This window comes from Novipirellula artificiosorum (assembly GCF_007860135.1).
In the GTDB taxonomy this organism is placed as follows: domain Bacteria; phylum Planctomycetota; class Planctomycetia; order Pirellulales; family Pirellulaceae; genus Novipirellula_A; species Novipirellula_A artificiosorum.
Genome location: NZ_SJPV01000036.1, coordinates 1 through 17,165, shown reverse-complemented (window position 1 = coordinate 17,165; position 17,165 = coordinate 1). Strand labels below are relative to the sequence as shown.

Genomic DNA, 17,165 nt, shown 5'->3' with positions numbered 1-17,165 from the left:
TCCTGTCTTGATTCGTCGCTACTTGTCCCACTGCTTAAGCAGACGCACCGCTGCTCGAATCCGTTCTTGCTGGCAGACGTAGTCGCAACAACTAGGATACTTCGCTTGCAGCTCCGGGGACTTATCCCACTTCGCCGCTTGCCTCCATCGCCAGCGTACGTCCTTACTTGTCGTCACCGGGTAGGCGCCGGTCAGCATGGCCAGCGAATCGAGAACTCCGTGGGGGACGTGCTGTGTCTTTCGGTTAGCAAGGTCGGCGAGCAACTGTGGGGAACAGCCACACCATCGAGCGTACTGCCGAAGTGTTGGCATTGGCCTGCCTCCAGCCTGCCGGCTCTTCCGCTGGGCGGCGTCCCGCAAGGCTTGGCGTATCGAGTCGGTGAGTGAAAGGGATTTTGAAGCGTTCATGAGCCTCGATCGATCAATAGAGAAGTGACGGGAATACTGGGCGAGGCGGAAATCACCATGCGACCAAACGTGTTAGGTTTTCGGTTTTCTGCGCCAATCTTGCGACTTCGTTGGTGCATTTGCAGCCATTCGCCGGTGAAAACGCGACATGAACCGATTTCGACCGTTCCGGGGCCTCAAAACGGTGATGCGATGGTTACAAATCCTGGTCCTCGGTTTCAAACTTGCGTCACAGCAAACGTTTGGCGACGCTTGAGACGGCAAGCCTTTGTTCCTACTGTTTGCGACACCGAATAAGCGAGGCCGTAGATGCGTTTCGACGCTTGTGCGAAAAGTGGTGGAATGGGGCCAATTCCACCTGTTTTCGAGTGAGCAATTACTGGGGCATTGGGCTTTGGTGGTAAACGGAGCTGTTTTCTCGAAAACGAAAAGACACTTCGTCGCAGGTTCTCTTTCGAGGTGGCTACCGCAGAACGAAGTGGCGAACTCGAGGAAACTTGGCCCGCAAATCCGGCGACGCCAGCCATACGTCGGCTTGTTGTAAGCGAACCATTCGTTGCTCGCTCGTGGCCGAGGGGAACAGTCCGGTCAGTGCAGCAAGGTCGTCGACGATCTCGTGGCCCAAGCTCTGAGATTTGCCATTGGCGAACTTGCCTAGCAGTTGTGGCGTGCAGTCGCACCACCGGGCGTACTGGCTGATTGTCGGATGTTCTTTTGACCCATGATGACGACTGCCTTGGTGAGCACTGAGCCGAAGAATTTGCCGCAGGTCATGGACGAGTGGGTGTATGGTTTGGATGGGGGCATGAATGAAGGCAGACATGGTTTCGACAGTGAAGCAAAGGAGCGAAATGGAAAGAACATTGAGCGGTACCGTTGAATCTACAATAAGAGTCCGAAAGCTCCAAAAAGATGATTCGCGAATGTGATGGCATGAGTTAGACATTCATTTTCATCGATTAGAGACGGCGATACATCCTTGCCGGCAAGGACAGCGACTTGGCCGAAACACCGGCGAGCGTTGTTGGCTCAACAGAACATCAGCCGCAGCTGTTGATTGCTGTGACTGCAAGCTGCATCGAACTTGGCCGAGCAGAGCAGAGCGGTAAAACCGTATTGCTAAGAACGACGACAAAGATCAACTCCTTTGGTTGTTACAACTTGATTAGCGAGAGGCATCCAACCAATGATCGCTATCCTGAGCTATCTGACGTCATAACTTATTCTGACCGCCCTGGCTTGGCGTTTAACGCACTTTCTGAACCCCGCGACGATTCCCCTCGAAACCAGGCCCGCAGTCGCCTCAGCAGGCATTTTTCGCGGCCTAATCAAGCGGTTGGCCGTGCTCTGCTTTCCACTTGCGGATAATGGCCAACAACTCGGGTGCCACCGGGTGTAATGCAACCGCCGATGCAACCGCCGAAACCTCGCCTTGCGGTTTCACCCCGCAATTCACGTTGTTTTCGTCGCAAGATTCGGTTCCTGTATCGCCCACTGGTAGACTCTTCTTTGAAACCTCGTTATTTCCCGGTCGAAACGCCTCTCTGGCGTTACCGGTCAACCTGACCGTGCGACTCACCAAAATTAGTTATTGGGTAAGGCTTACCCAATAACTCCAAATGGAGAGTTTTTGCATGCCACGCCCCAAGGTTGACGCCCCCGCATACCGATACCACATTTCCGGCCAAGCCCGCGTAACACTGGATGGAAGGGACTTTTTCTTAGGCGAATACGACTCGCCCGAGTCGAAGGCCAAGTACTTTACGCTGCTCGCGGAGTACAACGCTAATGGCAAAACAATGCCAATCGCGACACCCCGCCAACTTGCGGATGCCCCGGTCACCGTTCGCTGCATCACGGCCGAGTTTCGCGAGTACATCGAGGTCAAGTACGCCAACAACCCTCACCATCGCCGCACTCTCCAGAACCTCTGTATGCTACTGGAGGACGAATACGGTGACGTCCCGGCTGCCCAATTTGGGCCGAGAAAGCTGGCGGAACTTCGAGATCTGTTCGTCGCCTCCGGGAACAACCGACGATACGCGAACCAGCAAACGCGGTCCATTTGCAGTATTTTCAAGCACGCGATCAGCCGTGAGTTGATTGACGTCAACATCTTGCTTCGGCTTCAAACCCTCGAACCGCTGCGACGGGGACAAACGCCCGCACCAGAATCAATACCAAGAAAGCCGGTGGAGCTGAGTATTGTTGCTGCGACCGCCAAGAAACTGTCTCCGGTGGTGAGGGCGATGGTGCGTATCCAAGTCGCCACCGGAATGCGACCGTCAGAGGTCTGTAAGATGCGGCCCTCCGACATCGACCAAACCGACCCAAACACGTGGATCTACCGACCGGCGGAACACAAAACAGCCCACCGTGGCAAAACCAAGGCAGTCCCAATCTTGGGTGATGCGAGGGCAGCGCTCCAGCCCTTTATGGATCGAAGCTCGGATGCCTTTTGCTTTTCACCTAAGGAGGCGATCCGGTGGCATCGCGACCAAAAGCATGCAGCACGCAAAACGCCTCTGAGTTGTGGGGACCGCCCAGGCTCGAAGTGCAAGGAAAACCCCAAGCGACCACCGGGTGATGCCTACACGAAAGATAGCTACCGGCGAGCCGTTCAACGAGCGGCAAAAGAGGCCGGTGTCGAAGCATGGACGCCTTATCAGCTTCGCTACACCGCAGGGACGCAAGTCCGTGATGCACTGGGTGTGGAAGCAGCACAGGCCCTGCTTGGCCATTCACACGTCTCCATGACCGAACACTACGCGAAGCAATCGGAAGCGAAGGCGATCGAAGCAGCCCGCGTCCTTCCGGGCCTTGCTGAGTAGCGATCGCCATCTTGAAAACCAGTGATACTAGCTCGCCCCAACGGGCGAGCGACACGGCGTCGGGTCAATGTGCTTCGGACCAAGCGAACGAGACTTACTCGAACCGGCTTCTCGAAGCGAGTAAAGGTTGTGGCGGGCCTAAACGGACGACCGGTTCACACACCCGGATTCACCAATGGCCTTTCGGCCACCGAATTGGGCGTGTCATGCCCGTTCTATAAGAACGAAGCCCAACAAGCGTGCTGGTCCGCAACTGACTGCCCTAGTTTCTCGACGTGGCTCGAATAAACCGGGTGACGGCCTGGCGGCTTGTTAGCTTCTTCCCGCCCACCTTCACCGTTTCCAGCCTGATGCCACCAACACCTCGCATTGCCCAACGCCAGACGCTTGAAACGTCCACGCGATTGGGAAGCTCGGCTGGGACATCTTTAAGCGGGATGACATCCTCGGTAAGCAGACGGAGTGGATCAGGTTCTGAATCATTGCGGTTTGGAGTACTTGGATTGGCGACCATGTTGTCCTCGACGAATACGAATTAGTTGCAACAGGCAAACACCTACTGCGATGTGAGTCGATGCATGTTTTTGCACTGAATGCAAACCACACCAAAAACGTGAGGTTCTGTCTCCTAGGAACGATCTACCTTCGAAGCATTCACAGCCCATCATGCCGCCACGATGGAACGTAGAGTGAGCAGCACCCACGAGCGTTCTGCCGATTCAAGCGCGACGTGTGACCAACCACCACACTGACGGCAAAGCGAGAAATGCGTAAGCGAACGCCATGATCGTAATGGGTCGATCGCCTTCGGCCGGCGCCCATCGATAGAAGTTGATTAGAAACACGATAAGCAGAGCGAAACCAACCGCCGACGAGCCGAAGACCACAGCGACGACGTCGCGTTGGCGATAAGCGACAATCGCAATCAATAAACCAACCGAAGCTAAGATTGGCCCGGAACCGACGATCGACTCGTGCTCAATCGCTTCCACTGCCAGCGAACAAACGATCACGGCGGCTTGGACAACCAAGAGTCTTCGTAGCCAGACACTCTTCCGAGGACGCTGTATACGGACAACCGAGTCCGATACGGCCTTCGGCGGTGAGTACGGGTTTGTCTCTGGCGGATTGGTCAATTCAGCGTAGGGATCCTATGTCAGGTACAACGTGCAATTCGACCATTCTACCCGGTCGCGGGCACGCCGAAACGGAGGTCATGTTGATCCGAATGGCGTCCTCGCATGAACCGATCAGGTGAGGATTCCACCGCACTCTGCAATTCAGCCCAGTCATCAGGCCAATCGTTGTCGTGGGGCCGTAAAAACTAGACGAGCATGTTGCCCGTGTCCCAGCCCGCGTATGCCTCCGGGATGTGCCACCACACGTAGGCGATGTTGCAAAGGAGGAGACATCGAGACACGTGGGTAGGCCGACTGTTAAGGCCCATTCGGATTATTGGGCGATTCGACATTCCATGGCCGAGTTAGCATCTGCTTTGCCGATAACCACGCGTGACGCACGCCGCTAGAAGCACTTCGGAAAACGAGACCGTGTCGTGAAGTACAGTGGCCAAACAAGGATGGAATCGATGCTTCTCGCTAACTCAATGTATCGATTTCCAACTGCGTCAGCCTCCGCATTACGTGACCGAGATGCTGACTGCACGCGAATGCCTCTTCCCCGGGACGCGTCCCGGGGAAGGTCGTGCACGATCATTGGTAGCGGTAACTCCCCAGGACCAGCAGTTCTTGTAGCCCCCGTTGATCATCTTCGCGCACGACGATCTGACGCCACCTCTCCACTGAGTACCTGCCTTGATAGGTGAGATCCCGGATGCATCGAATATTTCCGGACTGCCAGCCCAGGATGCTCGTCATCGGACGATGTGCTCTTGCTACATCCCGCAAAGATCGCTGCCAGTCGAACGGAGCAAAACATCGCTCGGATGCCCACAGATAAGACCAGGATGGGGAACTAACGCCGCTGCGCAGCCAAGTACACGCCCAGCGAGGACGGCTGAATTTATGCCGAATTGCGAGTGATAAGCCGCCACAACTGTCGTGCATAGGTACCGGATGAGAATGAGCAAGAGGCAAAGGACAGGGGCGGTCAAACTTAGTGGAATACCCCGCAACGTCGACACCTTCAATCTTATCCTCCTCGCAGGAACAAACAAAGCGATTTTGTCACCGCCACCGATGCATTCTAGGAAAACAGCGTCGTTTCGATTCGGGAAGGCCAGGGGACATTGTTGGTGCCGTTTTACCCAGCCCAGTGACCATCGAGTCCAGGTGGGCTAGCTACTGGTCAGGCGTTGTAGTCTGACGTCGAACGGCCGGACCAGGACCTGACTACAGTTTGGTGACGCAACAAAACACCTATTGACAGTGGCGGAAAAAGATCACTGAGCTCAGGTCGATGAGGTGCATGCCCCGGTCACTGCTTCATCCAGTGATCCAAACTCCGAAGGATTTCACTAGACGATTCGGTGTCAGTTTCGCATGCCGTAGCTGGGCAGCGCATTGCGCCCCACGAACCAGTTGTGGGGCTGGACGAGTCCATCCAGCATTTCGGCTGTCTGGTCCGCGATAGCCTGGAAAGCGATCGGGTCGATCCCACAGGGGACGCATGGTGGACTTGGGTCATCGGCAGATGAAAGCCGCTTCATAACGCACAGCACCCGCGCGAATTTGGGGATCAACTCGCGCGGGTGTCTGATGTTTCTGTGCGTCCGATTTGGGTCGGTAAACCCAAATCGGCAATTGAGCGGTGAACCTGACGACCACCGTTCATCCGATCAACCACAGAGTGCGGTTGATCGGAGACTGCTTAGTCGTCTGCTAGGTTATACCTTTCTATGTCGGTTACAAAATCTGTAAAGACGAAACATGGTTCATCAAAAAGGAGTGCGACGTCCAGTTCGACGGCAACAGCAGCGTCAGACGTCAAAATGAAAAACACGTCAGAGGGCACGCGGCAGATCCAGGACCCTCTGAAGTCGAAGGCTAGGACCCAGGACAAGTTCCAAGCGTATGTCGAGAGACTGAAGAACGCTGGCGTAAAGTGCAAATCGCTAAGCAGTGACGCGATTTCAATCGAATGCCCTAGTTGCTTTACGGCAGCCTCCTCGACGAAATGCCAAGTCAAGGCTGGCGATACACAGGTCGTTGTGTTTTGCAATAGGTGTCAATGCGGCGGCGAGGAGATGCGTGACGCAATGCTGAAGCACTATATTCCATGGGTCGTGGAGCCGGTCGTGGGGGATTGGTTCTATAACGCTAAGCTCCGAGACATCTGTTACGAGGCTGTCGTGAAAGTGCTGAAGCGAAGCAAGCGTCATGGCGACAATCTACGGGAGCGGGGATTCGACAATGACGCGATAAAGGAAATGGGGATCAAATCACTCTACTCGGATCCTAGGAAGTTTGAAGACATTGCTTTCGACATCACCAGTGAAGTTGATTACCGCGTTCAGGTAGAGCCGGGCTATGAGGATCTTACCGATGACGACCGAGCTGAGCTAATAGCAACGGTTCCTGGATTCTCTCAGAGCCATGGGGAGATCTCCTTTGACATGCCACGCGATAAGGCGATGGTCATACCCATGCGTGATCGATTCGGCTTGATTACGCGGCTGCGTTTGCGTTTGGATGAGCCGGGAGACAAAGGGAAATACCGCTATCTCGGCTCTGATGATTCCGGTCATAAGGCAAGCTTGATTCATGTTCCAATTCCGACAAGAAACCTTCTACAAGACGCAAATAGAAACCAACAGCCCCCACGTCCTCTTGTTGTCGCCGAAGGTGAATTCAAAGCCGAGTTCGCGACTCGATATATGAATTTGCCTGCGGTGTCGATGCCAGGGGCGTCTCAGTATCGTGCGGCGATCGAATTGGCCCGAAAGACCGCTGTCTCTGGGATTGACTGGGCGTATGATTCGGATCATCGCACGAACAAGCATGTTGCAAAGGCTCTCATTGGTGCGATCAGCGAGTGCCGACAGCGAGATATGCCATGTCGGTTGATGCTGTGGGATCCCAAGTACAAGGGGATTGATGACATTCCCGACGGGGACGCTCAGTACATCCGATATCTGGATGGCGAAGCACTCGACACTTATCTCGAGACTCTTGCCAAGGAGCATGAACTCGATCGACCGGACTTTCGTCCTCGCATTCTGATCGGGCCCGATTTTATGGGCGAAGCAGCGGAACGGATCTTGGACCTGTTGGCGCAGAACGGATTCTTCCGCGATCAAAGAGGGAAGATTTGCCGATTCGATCCGACTACCGAGACGCTTCTCGATCTGAGTTCTCAAGCCTTGCCTGCCCAAATCGACCGGTTTTGCCTCTTTGAATCGGCGGATAGGAACGGAAACATGGTTCCAAAATCCTGTCCTGCGGATTTGGCAAAGAACACCTATCACCGGACCGACTATGAGGGGATTCCAAGGATCAAATCAGTGCTACCGGGACCGGGGGTTCTTTCGGATGGGCGTGTCGTCGTGAAGGCGGGTTATGATTCTGCCACAGAGACATTCGTGTTGCGAGTCCCGTCGGGATGGGACCCAAGCAATTACGTTCTTGATAGACCGACACGCCAGCAAGCCAAGCAGTGCTTTGAGCAACTGACTGCCCTGTTCCATGACTTTGACTTCTCAGATGAGGAGGGCCCGACTGGCGCTGTCAGTGCACTGATCACTTGTGTGGGACGATCTGCGATCGACGGCTGTGTACCCTTCTTCGCCGTAACGGCAGATCACCCAAGCGCGGGAAAGTCACTGATAGTGGAGTCGATCCTGCAGATTGCTTCACCATCCCATATGGGTGCACTAGGATATGACCGTAAGGATGATGAGATGCGAAAGGTCATAACGGCTGAGTTGAAGAACTACCGCAGCATTCTCTGGTTTGACAACGTGCCGCGAGGGACGGCCATTGCTAGTGCATCTCTTGCAAAGCTTGGAACAAGTCGTGTCTGGTCAGACCGAGTCCTTGGTTCAAGCGAAAGCGTGTCGCGGCGAAATGAAGCGACCGTATTCTTCACCGGAAACGATATTTCCTATACCGACGAAATCGCCCGTCGAGTCATCACCTTGAACATCAGGTGTCAGGACAAGGCCGCCTTCGTTCTTGGCGAGCTAAGCGAATATGTCGCAGATCATCGCAACGATCTCTTGGGACACGCATTGACGGTTTGGTGTTGGTTGTGGAACCACGATTCGCCGAATGATGACAAACGCCCCATCAAGAGTTTCCCGGAATGGTCGACATGGGTGGTTGACGGCATAGAGGAACTCAGCGGACACGACCTTCGAGAGTTGGTCAAAACCAACGATCGAGCCTATGACGCTGACGCAGAACAAGCGTCGGAGTTTATCGAGGCGATTGCCCAGCTCAGACCGTGTTCGCAGGTTCCGACGCCAGGCTATGATTGGTGGACCGCGAAAGACCTTGCTGCGGAGATGGTCAAATTTAGCGAATCCCCAAGTCTTCATGATCGCGTCGCTGCATTGACAATTCAGGACGCATTTTCAGGAGCCATGCCATCGCCAAGGCGACTGGGAAAACGACTCTCAGCAATGGCATTTCGAAGTAGTGATAGGTACACCTTGGTGGCCAACAAACCACGCAATACCAACCAATACCAACTGCTGCCGAACGAATCCAAGCAGGACATCGACCGACTCACGAGCGAGTTCCGGCGACAGCACAATTCGAAATAGGCTATTCGCTACCAAAGATCCATGTCGACAATGGGCGACGCGCTAGCCATATCACCCATCAGGATCACTGGTGCTGGCATCCGACGATTCGTTTGCCGAGTGCCCACACGTTCATCGATCAGCCTTGCTTGATGCAGTTCCCACGGCGTCCTCGTTCAGGACATTCGGCTGAATTGAGGGAAGTCGTCGAAGTGCTGTCGGTTTCATGTCGAAGTTGCATACGCTAAGAATCACGGTGTTCCTTATAGGAGTTAGCCTGTTTTGTCGAAGTGTCGAAGAGAACGCTGAAGTGCTTAGACGTATGGTCAAACGACTGAATATGCACTGAGTGTCATTCCTATTACACGTCTGACGCTACCAACCCCTTCGACACTTCGACACTTCGACACTTCGACAAACAAGATCAATGCAACACCGCAGCTTCCAGACTACATCCACGTTGCGTGCGTCAACCAAATGGGGCCTGGCCTGTCGACCAAACTCGTAAACACTAGCGTCAATAGATCAGGATAGACGGAGCGATTGTCGGCCAGCGGACGCACTGCCCAGCACCTCATGATTGGGAAGGTGCAGAAAACTGTCCAGCACTCGCTAAGTGCCCCCATGAGTCGCTTGCGTTTGATACAGGGCTGGTGGCTGCTTTCCGTACTACGTCGGAATGACATTAATGGCGAATGAGCCTCCCTATGGGCTCCAGTTGCAACGCGTATCGTTCGCTGCGGGAGTTGCCGGCGCGATGTTCCCAAGTAAGCCAGTATTCACGCCTATGGTGATCACCAACAACCTGCCAGACTTTTTCGTCATCGCGATTGTTACCTGATTAGGGCAGCGTTCGATAGCGTTATTGCCAAGTGTGCGGATGCATCACGACGACTGGTTGGCATATCGAAAGTAGTTCGGAAATTGCCATTTTCCGCCAGTCGAGATCTACTACCCGTGTTGCCACCGGTTCTTGGTGTCGCTCGGCTGCCCAAGCCACGCGTCGTATGCGATGCCCAACTACCCCCAGTGAGGGCAACGTGGCAGGTTTTCCCAGCCTGATGGTCAAGTTTATGTAGTCGCACGACAAGCAGTATCGATGAACCTTGCTGATCAGGTTGATTACGACGACGGAGAGCAAAAAAACATGACGGACGATCTGAACGGGAACGACTTGCGATCAGAACGCATTTCACAGGCGACCGTTCGCCTAACTGGTCTCACGAGCCATGGTCCGTCTTGGCGTTGGGCACGAGCACAGAACCTGGTCAGCAAAGGTACGGCAAGACGGGCGACGGATTACGGCCCAATCCTATGGCAGATCGTCAACCACATCGGCCATGTTCGTGATGGGTTGCATGATCAGCTATTCGGTGATCGCATCATTGATGTCGCAGCTGTCGAAGCAATTCACTATGACCCGTACCGCAGACTGGCAATCGAGGCCCGCCTGCTGGCTCGAATGGATCCTGTGGAGGTGGCGGCTTCGGTAGGCTTGCACCCAATGATCATTGATGACTACTGCGACGTCTTTTTCGATGTCATGGACCGGCTAGACGCTCGCTCGTGGATCGTGACGAACATAATCGAGTCAAAGCACGAATCGGTGTGCTATCGACGCAAGGCACTGTATCGGGCGGCGTATTTTGGCGGACAGGGTGCCTGCGATCACATGCTCACTAGGATGCACCTGCTTGGCACGACCCACGACCTGACGACACTCCAAGGGCGAGAGCTCGAACAACTGGAATTACTCATTCTGGGCGAGATCATCGCCGAAACCGACCGTTATCGACTAGCGACGCTGAAAGCGAAGTTTGGCAGTCTTGGGGGCCGGCCAGCAACCACCGGCGTCACCGTCAGTCAAATGCTCGAAAATCGCGTTACGAAATATTTGTGTGATACGTTAGAAAACAAAGAGGTCACCGCCGGTCAATTGCATCCGGCGTCGAAACCGGCCAAGCAGCGGCAGCGGCGGCGCAGTGCTTGATGTTTGGGGAAGTACCGACCTCGTGTTACACAAATCGATTATGTCCATCGAGCGAAGACGCGGAACACTGAAGCAGTACGTCACCACGGTTGAACGTGTTAACGGTCGTCTTAGAAAACGCTACATCGGATCCATGGACGATCCCGTCGTTTCCTACCTGATGCGGACAAAGACGCTCGCGAATGCAAACCGTGCTGCCCGTGAGGCCGATCTTCGGAACGAGATAGAAATCGCGACCAAGCTTGAGCATCACTTCGTACGATTGGAAAAATGGTCGGCTGGCTGGTTGGTGACTGACGGCCTGGTGCAACTGATTGACTCAGACACGCTGACTCAGACCCCATCAACGGCAATCACTATGAAGCCACCACGAATCAAACGCTTCAAGCAGACCTGTCGCCTTGCAAACCAGGGTGATGAAGTCGCGAAGCAAGAGCTAGAAGGCTGGATCGCGGCAACACCGGGCCTGTACGCTGAAGCAACCTCGCTCGTCGCTATCGCTCGCGACGAGTTGCTGAAATTCGCCTCCGGGTCACCGGAAACGGAGGCACTCCTGCGATCGAAACTCGATGGCATCTCCGCTTCTCTGAGCGAAGAGGTCGACGATGGGATAGGGAGGCTTTACGCCGAAGCCGTTTCCCTAGCGTGGATGGATATGATGCGTTGTGGGATCGGCGCCTTGCGAGTTTCCACGGATACGAAAACAGCCAAATACTGGGATGCAGCCACAGATCGTGCGACACGTCGATGGACACGAATACAAGCGGAGTACCAGAAGTACCTGAAGCAGGTCCGCAAGCGATCAACATCGTGACAGTGTCGAATCTGGCCTATGGAGAGTGAACCAGAGACTGAGGAGCATTTTCGAAGTGAAGCCGGCCGCCATCTGAAAAAAAACAGTGGCAACTCACGGCTTACCTCGGATGCCTCGAAGTGACTCAGGACGCGTCCTGGGGAAGCGTGCCGGTAGTGCAAAGTCGACGAAGCCGAACCATGCACCACGGATCGGTGAAGGCCCGTCGTCATTTAACATGTTCATGCCCATTCGGAGGATCCATGCTTTGCTTCCGGACTTACTCAGCCATTGGTACCTGTTACTCTTCCAGCGCCTTACTTGCTTTGCCAAGATTTCTTATTGCTCGTTTGGTTTGGTTGCGAATCGACTCAAGCAAACCGATCGCCTGACCGAACTGCTCGATCGCCGCATTACGATCGCTTGCCTTAGTTCGACTAACGCTCGTCACGAACTTGTCATCGAGGACGTCCTCGAGTGCAGCTTTCATCGCCTCTGCATGAGTGCAAACAGCTCGCGCCCGTTGCAGCGGCCTTACAACTGCTCTTCGCCCCTGTGAGGCACTCTCCCCTGGGTTATTGGCATACATCGTGTTGATTTCTTGCTGCAGCCTTCGTCGCGACCAACACTTCTCTAGGCAATCGCTGAACAGTTTCTGGCGCTTATCCTCAAGGGAATCAGGTATCCCAACGAACTCCAGTAGATGTATGGCTGAGAATATAGACCGACGCCCAGACGATCCTGCTTGTTTCGCGTCCTCCTTGACCAGTTTCGCCGCATGATTTTTCGCTTGCGTTAGCATCCCTTTTGGCAAGCTGTTAAGCTTCCACAGTCGACGGGCGGTCTTATGCTCGCCTGCAACGACGCGTAGGCAGGCAATGACCTGTCCCTCGCCGTAAACCTTCGATAACTCTCGTGACTCCCTGCTAATCTGGCAAAAGTTGGCGATTCGCTCAGCCTTACCGGTTTCACGGAACAGCTTATCCCAGTGCTCGATCTTCTCGTGCAAGGGCTCTTGATTGGACGGCCTTTTCTTGTGTGGCTTGTTTGCCGCAGACCTCTTGGCCACCTTCTTCTTCATGACGATATCAACTTTGCGAATGGATGATGCAGTTGACTGGTTGGCGTCATTCGCCGAATTGGACTCGGTTTGGTAGTCAACGCACCAACAGAATAACCGAACCGGCGTGCTGTTGCCGGTGATGTCGCTATCGGTGTTGCATGAGTCGACAAAACGAGATAGTGAATCTGCAAAACGAGTCGGTCGTTGGCTGGGAGATGAAAGACCTTGGATGGCGGCCTGTGCGGTCTCCAGTGGCCACCTAACGCTTCCGGATGACCGGCGTGACTGAAGCCGCGAGCTAAGAAATACCTCGCCGTTGTTTTATTAGGGCGATGCGATATGAGACGGAGCCTGAATCGCTACGACAAAAATGACACGATCCTGCGTGTATGGGTTGGCGCTGCGGATGAAGCGACGTTTCGGCTGGCTCCATGACACCTGAGGGGGGCCCTGAAGCCTTGCAATGGAGAACGGCGAGGGACGTGCTGCGGCAGCGCCAGAATGCACAGACGGCGACATCAGGGACTCATCGGCCCCGATCGAGAGCTAGGTAACCCGTGTGGATTTGGCTGCATCAATTCGCCCCACCCGAAGGCGTCCGATAGGCTTGGTAGTGGTTTCGAGAATAGACCCCCGAGCCACCAGGGGCTAAAGAAAATGGTCATCGCAATCAAAGGTGTTTCCAATGATGGCGATGACCCGTGTCTCGGATAGCAATGTCATCGGCACGACCTATACAGCAGTCGTTGCCAATCCCTCGCGAACGGCACAGTGTCAATTCGCCTCTACCAACTCAGCCCGCCTCGCTATCACGTCCTTCACCATTCCAAGGGCAATCGCAATCGCATCGTCCTTTTTTTTTGCGTCTTGGCAGCGGGTCGAATCATCATGAACGGAAACCTGCCAGTCCCCGCCGTAGAGCATTGCGACAGCGCGAACCTCCCTGTAGGCGGCAACGATCGGTCCGTCGTCGAAAACCACTGTGGGTTGATTGCAAGACGCTGGTGCTTTGCCGGCACTTCCCGACTTACACCCCGGATTCGGTTTGCACTTTTCACTTTTGGGTCTCGTTACGCCGGCTTCCGTCGCAGCTTGCTCAAGTGACACTTCGCCAGCTTCCACTTGTTCGGCGAGTTCTGGGTCTTTCTCCTTCAGCTTCTTGGCGGCCTTGATCTTTCGCTGAGGCACACCCGTTTTCTTGGCGACTATTTCCACCGAGTTTGGTTCCCGCTTCTGCTTTACGGGCGCCGCGCCCGTAGACTTGCCCTCGGTAGCTTTGACCTTACCGCCCATTGAATTACCAACCTTTTTCCTTTCGGCGGCCGCTTGCTCTTCTGCCTTCAATGCTTCAACAGCGAGCATGGCCAATTGGTCGGCAGTTTTGTTGATCGCATCCAAAGCTAGGTGACGACGCGACAGATTGGCCCTAGCAATAGCGACCGGGTCCTGGTCGGTGACGATAACCTTCTCTTCACAAATCGGAATGCCCAGGACATGACAGGCCATCAGGCGGGATCGACCGTCAACCAACTGCCCAGCTGCGGTGATCTTAACCGGCTCAAGAAGTCCCGCGTTGCTGATGTCATCAACCAGGCGGTCGAAATCGCGGGCACCAATAATCGGCACTTTGGCACACGCCTCGTGAATCGATTTAATTCCGTCGATGACCGCGATTACATCATCAATCTTTGGTCGCTTGTGTCGGCCGGTGTAGGAAGGCTTCTTATTGCCTGACGGCGCGTCTTTCTTGCGTTTTACCCCGACTTTTTTTGGTACCTTGGTTGGCTGAGTCATCGCAAATTACTCTGTGATTGGATCCGTGGCGGCCCGGCGTTGCCGCTGAGCACCCAATCGAATGGGTGCAGAGCCCGGGCCGCCCCGGAAGGAACGACAGAAATAGTGATAGCGGCAACTCCAGCAACAGACCACAAACCATCGATTCCACCAAAATGTGTTGGTGCAGCTGCTCGCCGACCTTGCTAACCGAAGGACACGGCACGTCACCCACGAAGTACTCGATTCGCTGGCTATGCTAACGGGCGCCTACCCGGTTGCGACAAGTAAGGACGTACGCTGGCGATGGAGGCAAGCGGCAAAGTGGGATAAGTCCCCAGAGCTGCAAGCGAAGCATCCAGGTTGTTGCGATTACGTTCGCCAGCAAGGACGGAATCGAGCAGCGGTACGTCTGCTTAAGCATTGGGATCAGGAGCGACAAATCGAGACAGAATATTCAAGATGATCAAGTTGATCAAGCTTTGTCACGTGGGATGACATGATCATCGTGATCAACTTGGCTTGTGGGTCACCGAATTCTTTCCCCCGTCTACGCGTCAACATGTCTACCAAGAAGGTTTGTTTTGTTGCCGCACAGAAACCTCCTTACTGCGTAGCGTGAGATGCGGCGAAAAATCGCGCCGACTTGGCTATGTCGTAACTTGATGCGAATGGGGTTTCGGAGGGCTGGCACTCGATAACGCTGGCTCCGTTCACTAAATTGCAAAATAGGTCGTCTCAAACTTGCTGACACGTTCCGCATTTCGGTCCGCTCCATCCGTATGGTCATTCCGCCTGCACGAATGGCACTCAGCCAACTGCAACTGGTTTCATCGATCGTGGAGAGTGCAATATTCGATTGCCGGTGTCGGCCGCTGGGCTCGCGTCGTGTCCGATGCAAATCGCTTGATAAACCAATGTGGTCAGCTACTGCACGCATGGGATCACCAATGCATTTGCCGAGGGCATCAACAGCAAGATCATGTCGATCAAACGCCGCGTTGGCGGCGACAGAAACCGTGAGAACTTCAAAAACAGCGATCTACTTTTACTATGGCGGGCTCGATCTCTACCCACACTAAACCCGCATGGACCGAAAAGGGCTTCCTAATTGAATGAGCAACTAAACGTGAGGAGGGGGATTGGCTAACCACGTCCAACTTCCGATAAATGAATTCAGTTAGACATCGGAACGAACCTCATATCAGGAGTCTCGGTTGAGCACTGCCCCCAAAACCGATCCGTCCAAAGCAACTTCCAACCAGGATCACATGACCCCATTTGCGATCGCAAAGCAAGCTCTCGGATTTGTTGCCCAGTTTCGTACGCCACCCACCCCCGATGTCTACGAAGTGTGGTATCGCTACGCAGAGGGATCGAACACGCCCCTGTGTGAACAGCTTTCCTACGCTGTCAATGATGCTGAATCAGCGGATGCCGAACTGCTCGAGCAACTACATCAGCAGTTCTTTACGAGTGGTGACCAAGCCGAATTGAATCAGCAGCTCGGAGAAGGCTTGTCCAAGACCATTGGCTCGGTCGAATCGATCATCCATGATCAGCAATCGGCAGGTAACGCATTCCAGTCTTCAGTTCGCTCAGCGAGTGCCAGTTTGGATGAAGATGCAGCGACGGTCGATGACTTGAAAGCTTGTGTGGCATCGGTGCTGCAGAGTAACCACCGAATGCAAGAGCAGCTCAGTCAGATGGCAAGCCGTCTTGAAGAATCGCATCGCCAAGTCACTACGTTGCGAGATCGTTATTTCGAATCGCAAAAAAAGTTGATGACGGATCCTCTGACGGGTGTCGGCAACCGCTTGTTTTTTGACACCATCATTGCCAGCGCGCTGGAACATCAAGAGCGGGGTAAGCGGCACTTTTTCCTGCTGCTTGTGGATCTGGATAAATTCAAGTTGGTCAATGACACCTTCGGTCATGCAGCCGGTGATCAGGTTCTACGTTTTGTCGCAACCAATATCGAACGGTTAGCCGGAGATGCATCGGTCGCTCGCTACGGAGGCGATGAGTTCGCCATTTTTCTCAATTCGATTGACATGGACGAGGGAGTTCATCTCGCAGAAACAGTTTGTCAGTTTTTTGCGAAAAACAAGATGACGCTAAACGATACCCATGAGTATTTGGGGCAGTTGACCTCTTCGATTGGTGGGGCCTTGTTACGAGCGAACGACAATCACGAAACTTGGTTCGAACGCGCCGACAAACTACTCTACAGTGCAAAGAACGGTGGCCGTAATCGCGTGATGGTGGAGCGGAAATTGGACTGATATTCTGACACTATTCCGTGAATACCACCGTTTCGAGTTCCAATGAACAAGTCAGTCTCTTTATGGAACCGCCAGGATTGCTGCTTCGTGCAAACGGCCTGATCACCCGAACGGCAGAAGACGATCCAATAATCTGCAGACAGTGAATCACACCGCCGCGCCGAAATGAAGTTGCTTCGTGACTTAGGGTGGTCCAACCGAGGAGAGTTGAGAGTGATCGAGCTGCGTTTCCCATGGGAAGAGTCAAAACCGTTAAGTTGCTGCGATGCGGAACGAAAATGACGTACCGTGTGTTGGGATCGTTGGCAAACGTGTGGG

General features: G+C 54.2%; 15 protein-coding genes. 7 read left to right on the top strand and 8 right to left on the bottom strand.

Going from position 1 to position 17,165, the window contains the following annotated elements; translation table 11 throughout:
- Positions 1–18 precede the first annotated feature (18 nt).
- The 3 genes from Poly41_RS33185 to Poly41_RS33175 all read right to left on the bottom strand — a co-directional run bounded on the left by Poly41_RS33185 (position 19) and on the right by Poly41_RS33175 (position 1,987).
- Positions 19–408 (bottom strand): hypothetical protein, encoded by a 390-nt coding sequence (locus tag Poly41_RS33185; RefSeq protein ID WP_146531671.1) that lies wholly within the window; start codon positions 406–408, stop codon positions 19–21.
- Between the two features lie 463 nt (positions 409–871).
- The gene (locus Poly41_RS33180) at positions 872–1,231 is read right to left on the bottom strand and encodes a hypothetical protein (RefSeq protein ID WP_146531670.1); all 360 of its coding nucleotides are present in this window, start codon (positions 1,229–1,231) and stop codon (positions 872–874) included.
- A 501-nt stretch (positions 1,232–1,732) separates the two neighbouring features.
- Positions 1,733–1,987 (bottom strand): hypothetical protein, encoded by a 255-nt coding sequence (locus tag Poly41_RS33175; RefSeq protein WP_146531669.1) that lies wholly within the window; start codon positions 1,985–1,987, stop codon positions 1,733–1,735.
- 55 nt (positions 1,988–2,042) lie between these two features.
- On the opposite strand from Poly41_RS33175, the gene Poly41_RS33170 reads away from it, so the two are divergent.
- Complete coding sequence (locus Poly41_RS33170) at positions 2,043–3,239, top strand: tyrosine-type recombinase/integrase (RefSeq protein WP_231616151.1); 1,197 nt, start codon at positions 2,043–2,045, stop codon at positions 3,237–3,239.
- Between the two features lie 262 nt (positions 3,240–3,501).
- Here Poly41_RS33170 and Poly41_RS33165 read toward each other — a convergent pair whose 3' ends face one another.
- Together Poly41_RS33165 and Poly41_RS33160 are read right to left on the bottom strand one after the other, a co-directional pair.
- Positions 3,502–3,753 carry a DUF1580 domain-containing protein gene (locus tag Poly41_RS33165; protein ID WP_146531667.1) on the bottom strand — a complete coding sequence of 84 codons (252 nt, stop codon included), beginning with the start codon at positions 3,751–3,753 and terminating at the stop codon, positions 3,502–3,504.
- 205 nt (positions 3,754–3,958) lie between these two features.
- A complete protein-coding gene (locus Poly41_RS33160) occupies positions 3,959–4,270 on the bottom strand; it encodes a hypothetical protein (protein ID WP_146531666.1) in 312 nt (103 codons plus the stop codon).
- Between the two features lie 2,186 nt (positions 4,271–6,456).
- Here Poly41_RS33160 and Poly41_RS33155 point away from each other — a divergent pair.
- The 4 genes from Poly41_RS33155 to Poly41_RS33145 all read left to right on the top strand — a co-directional run bounded on the left by Poly41_RS33155 (position 6,457) and on the right by Poly41_RS33145 (position 11,747).
- Positions 6,457–8,964, top strand: a complete 2,508-nt coding sequence (locus Poly41_RS33155) for a toprim domain-containing protein (protein WP_146531665.1) — start codon at positions 6,457–6,459, stop codon at positions 8,962–8,964.
- Positions 8,965–9,631: 667 nt separating this feature from the next.
- Positions 9,632–9,784: a hypothetical protein gene (locus Poly41_RS34675; RefSeq protein ID WP_197231981.1), complete on the top strand. Its 153-nt coding sequence runs from the start codon at positions 9,632–9,634 to the stop codon at positions 9,782–9,784.
- Positions 9,785–10,042: 258 nt separating this feature from the next.
- Positions 10,043–10,933, top strand: coding sequence for a hypothetical protein (locus Poly41_RS33150; RefSeq protein ID WP_146531664.1), 891 nt, complete (start codon positions 10,043–10,045; stop codon positions 10,931–10,933).
- 22 nt (positions 10,934–10,955) lie between these two features.
- Positions 10,956–11,747, top strand: a complete 792-nt coding sequence (locus Poly41_RS33145) for a hypothetical protein (protein ID WP_197231980.1) — start codon at positions 10,956–10,958, stop codon at positions 11,745–11,747.
- A gap of 280 nt (positions 11,748–12,027) precedes the next feature.
- Here the strand turns inward: Poly41_RS33145 and Poly41_RS33140 are convergent, their stop codons facing one another.
- A complete protein-coding gene (locus tag Poly41_RS33140; protein ID WP_146531662.1) occupies positions 12,028–12,807 on the bottom strand; it encodes a hypothetical protein in 780 nt (259 codons plus the stop codon).
- 756 nt (positions 12,808–13,563) lie between these two features.
- Positions 13,564–14,583 carry a hypothetical protein gene (locus Poly41_RS33135; RefSeq protein ID WP_146531661.1) on the bottom strand — a complete coding sequence of 340 codons (1,020 nt, stop codon included), beginning with the start codon at positions 14,581–14,583 and terminating at the stop codon, positions 13,564–13,566.
- A gap of 898 nt (positions 14,584–15,481) precedes the next feature.
- Here Poly41_RS33135 and Poly41_RS35915 point away from each other — a divergent pair.
- Together Poly41_RS35915 and Poly41_RS33125 are read left to right on the top strand one after the other, a co-directional pair.
- Complete coding sequence (locus Poly41_RS35915; RefSeq protein WP_197231979.1) at positions 15,482–15,673, top strand: transposase; 192 nt, start codon at positions 15,482–15,484, stop codon at positions 15,671–15,673.
- Positions 15,674–15,779: 106 nt separating this feature from the next.
- Positions 15,780–16,847, top strand: coding sequence for a GGDEF domain-containing protein (locus tag Poly41_RS33125; protein WP_146531660.1), 1,068 nt, complete (start codon positions 15,780–15,782; stop codon positions 16,845–16,847).
- A 10-nt stretch (positions 16,848–16,857) separates the two neighbouring features.
- Here the strand turns inward: Poly41_RS33125 and Poly41_RS35350 are convergent.
- Positions 16,858–17,165: hypothetical protein (locus tag Poly41_RS35350; protein ID WP_231616150.1), on the bottom strand; the 308-nt coding region annotated here is incomplete at its 5' end.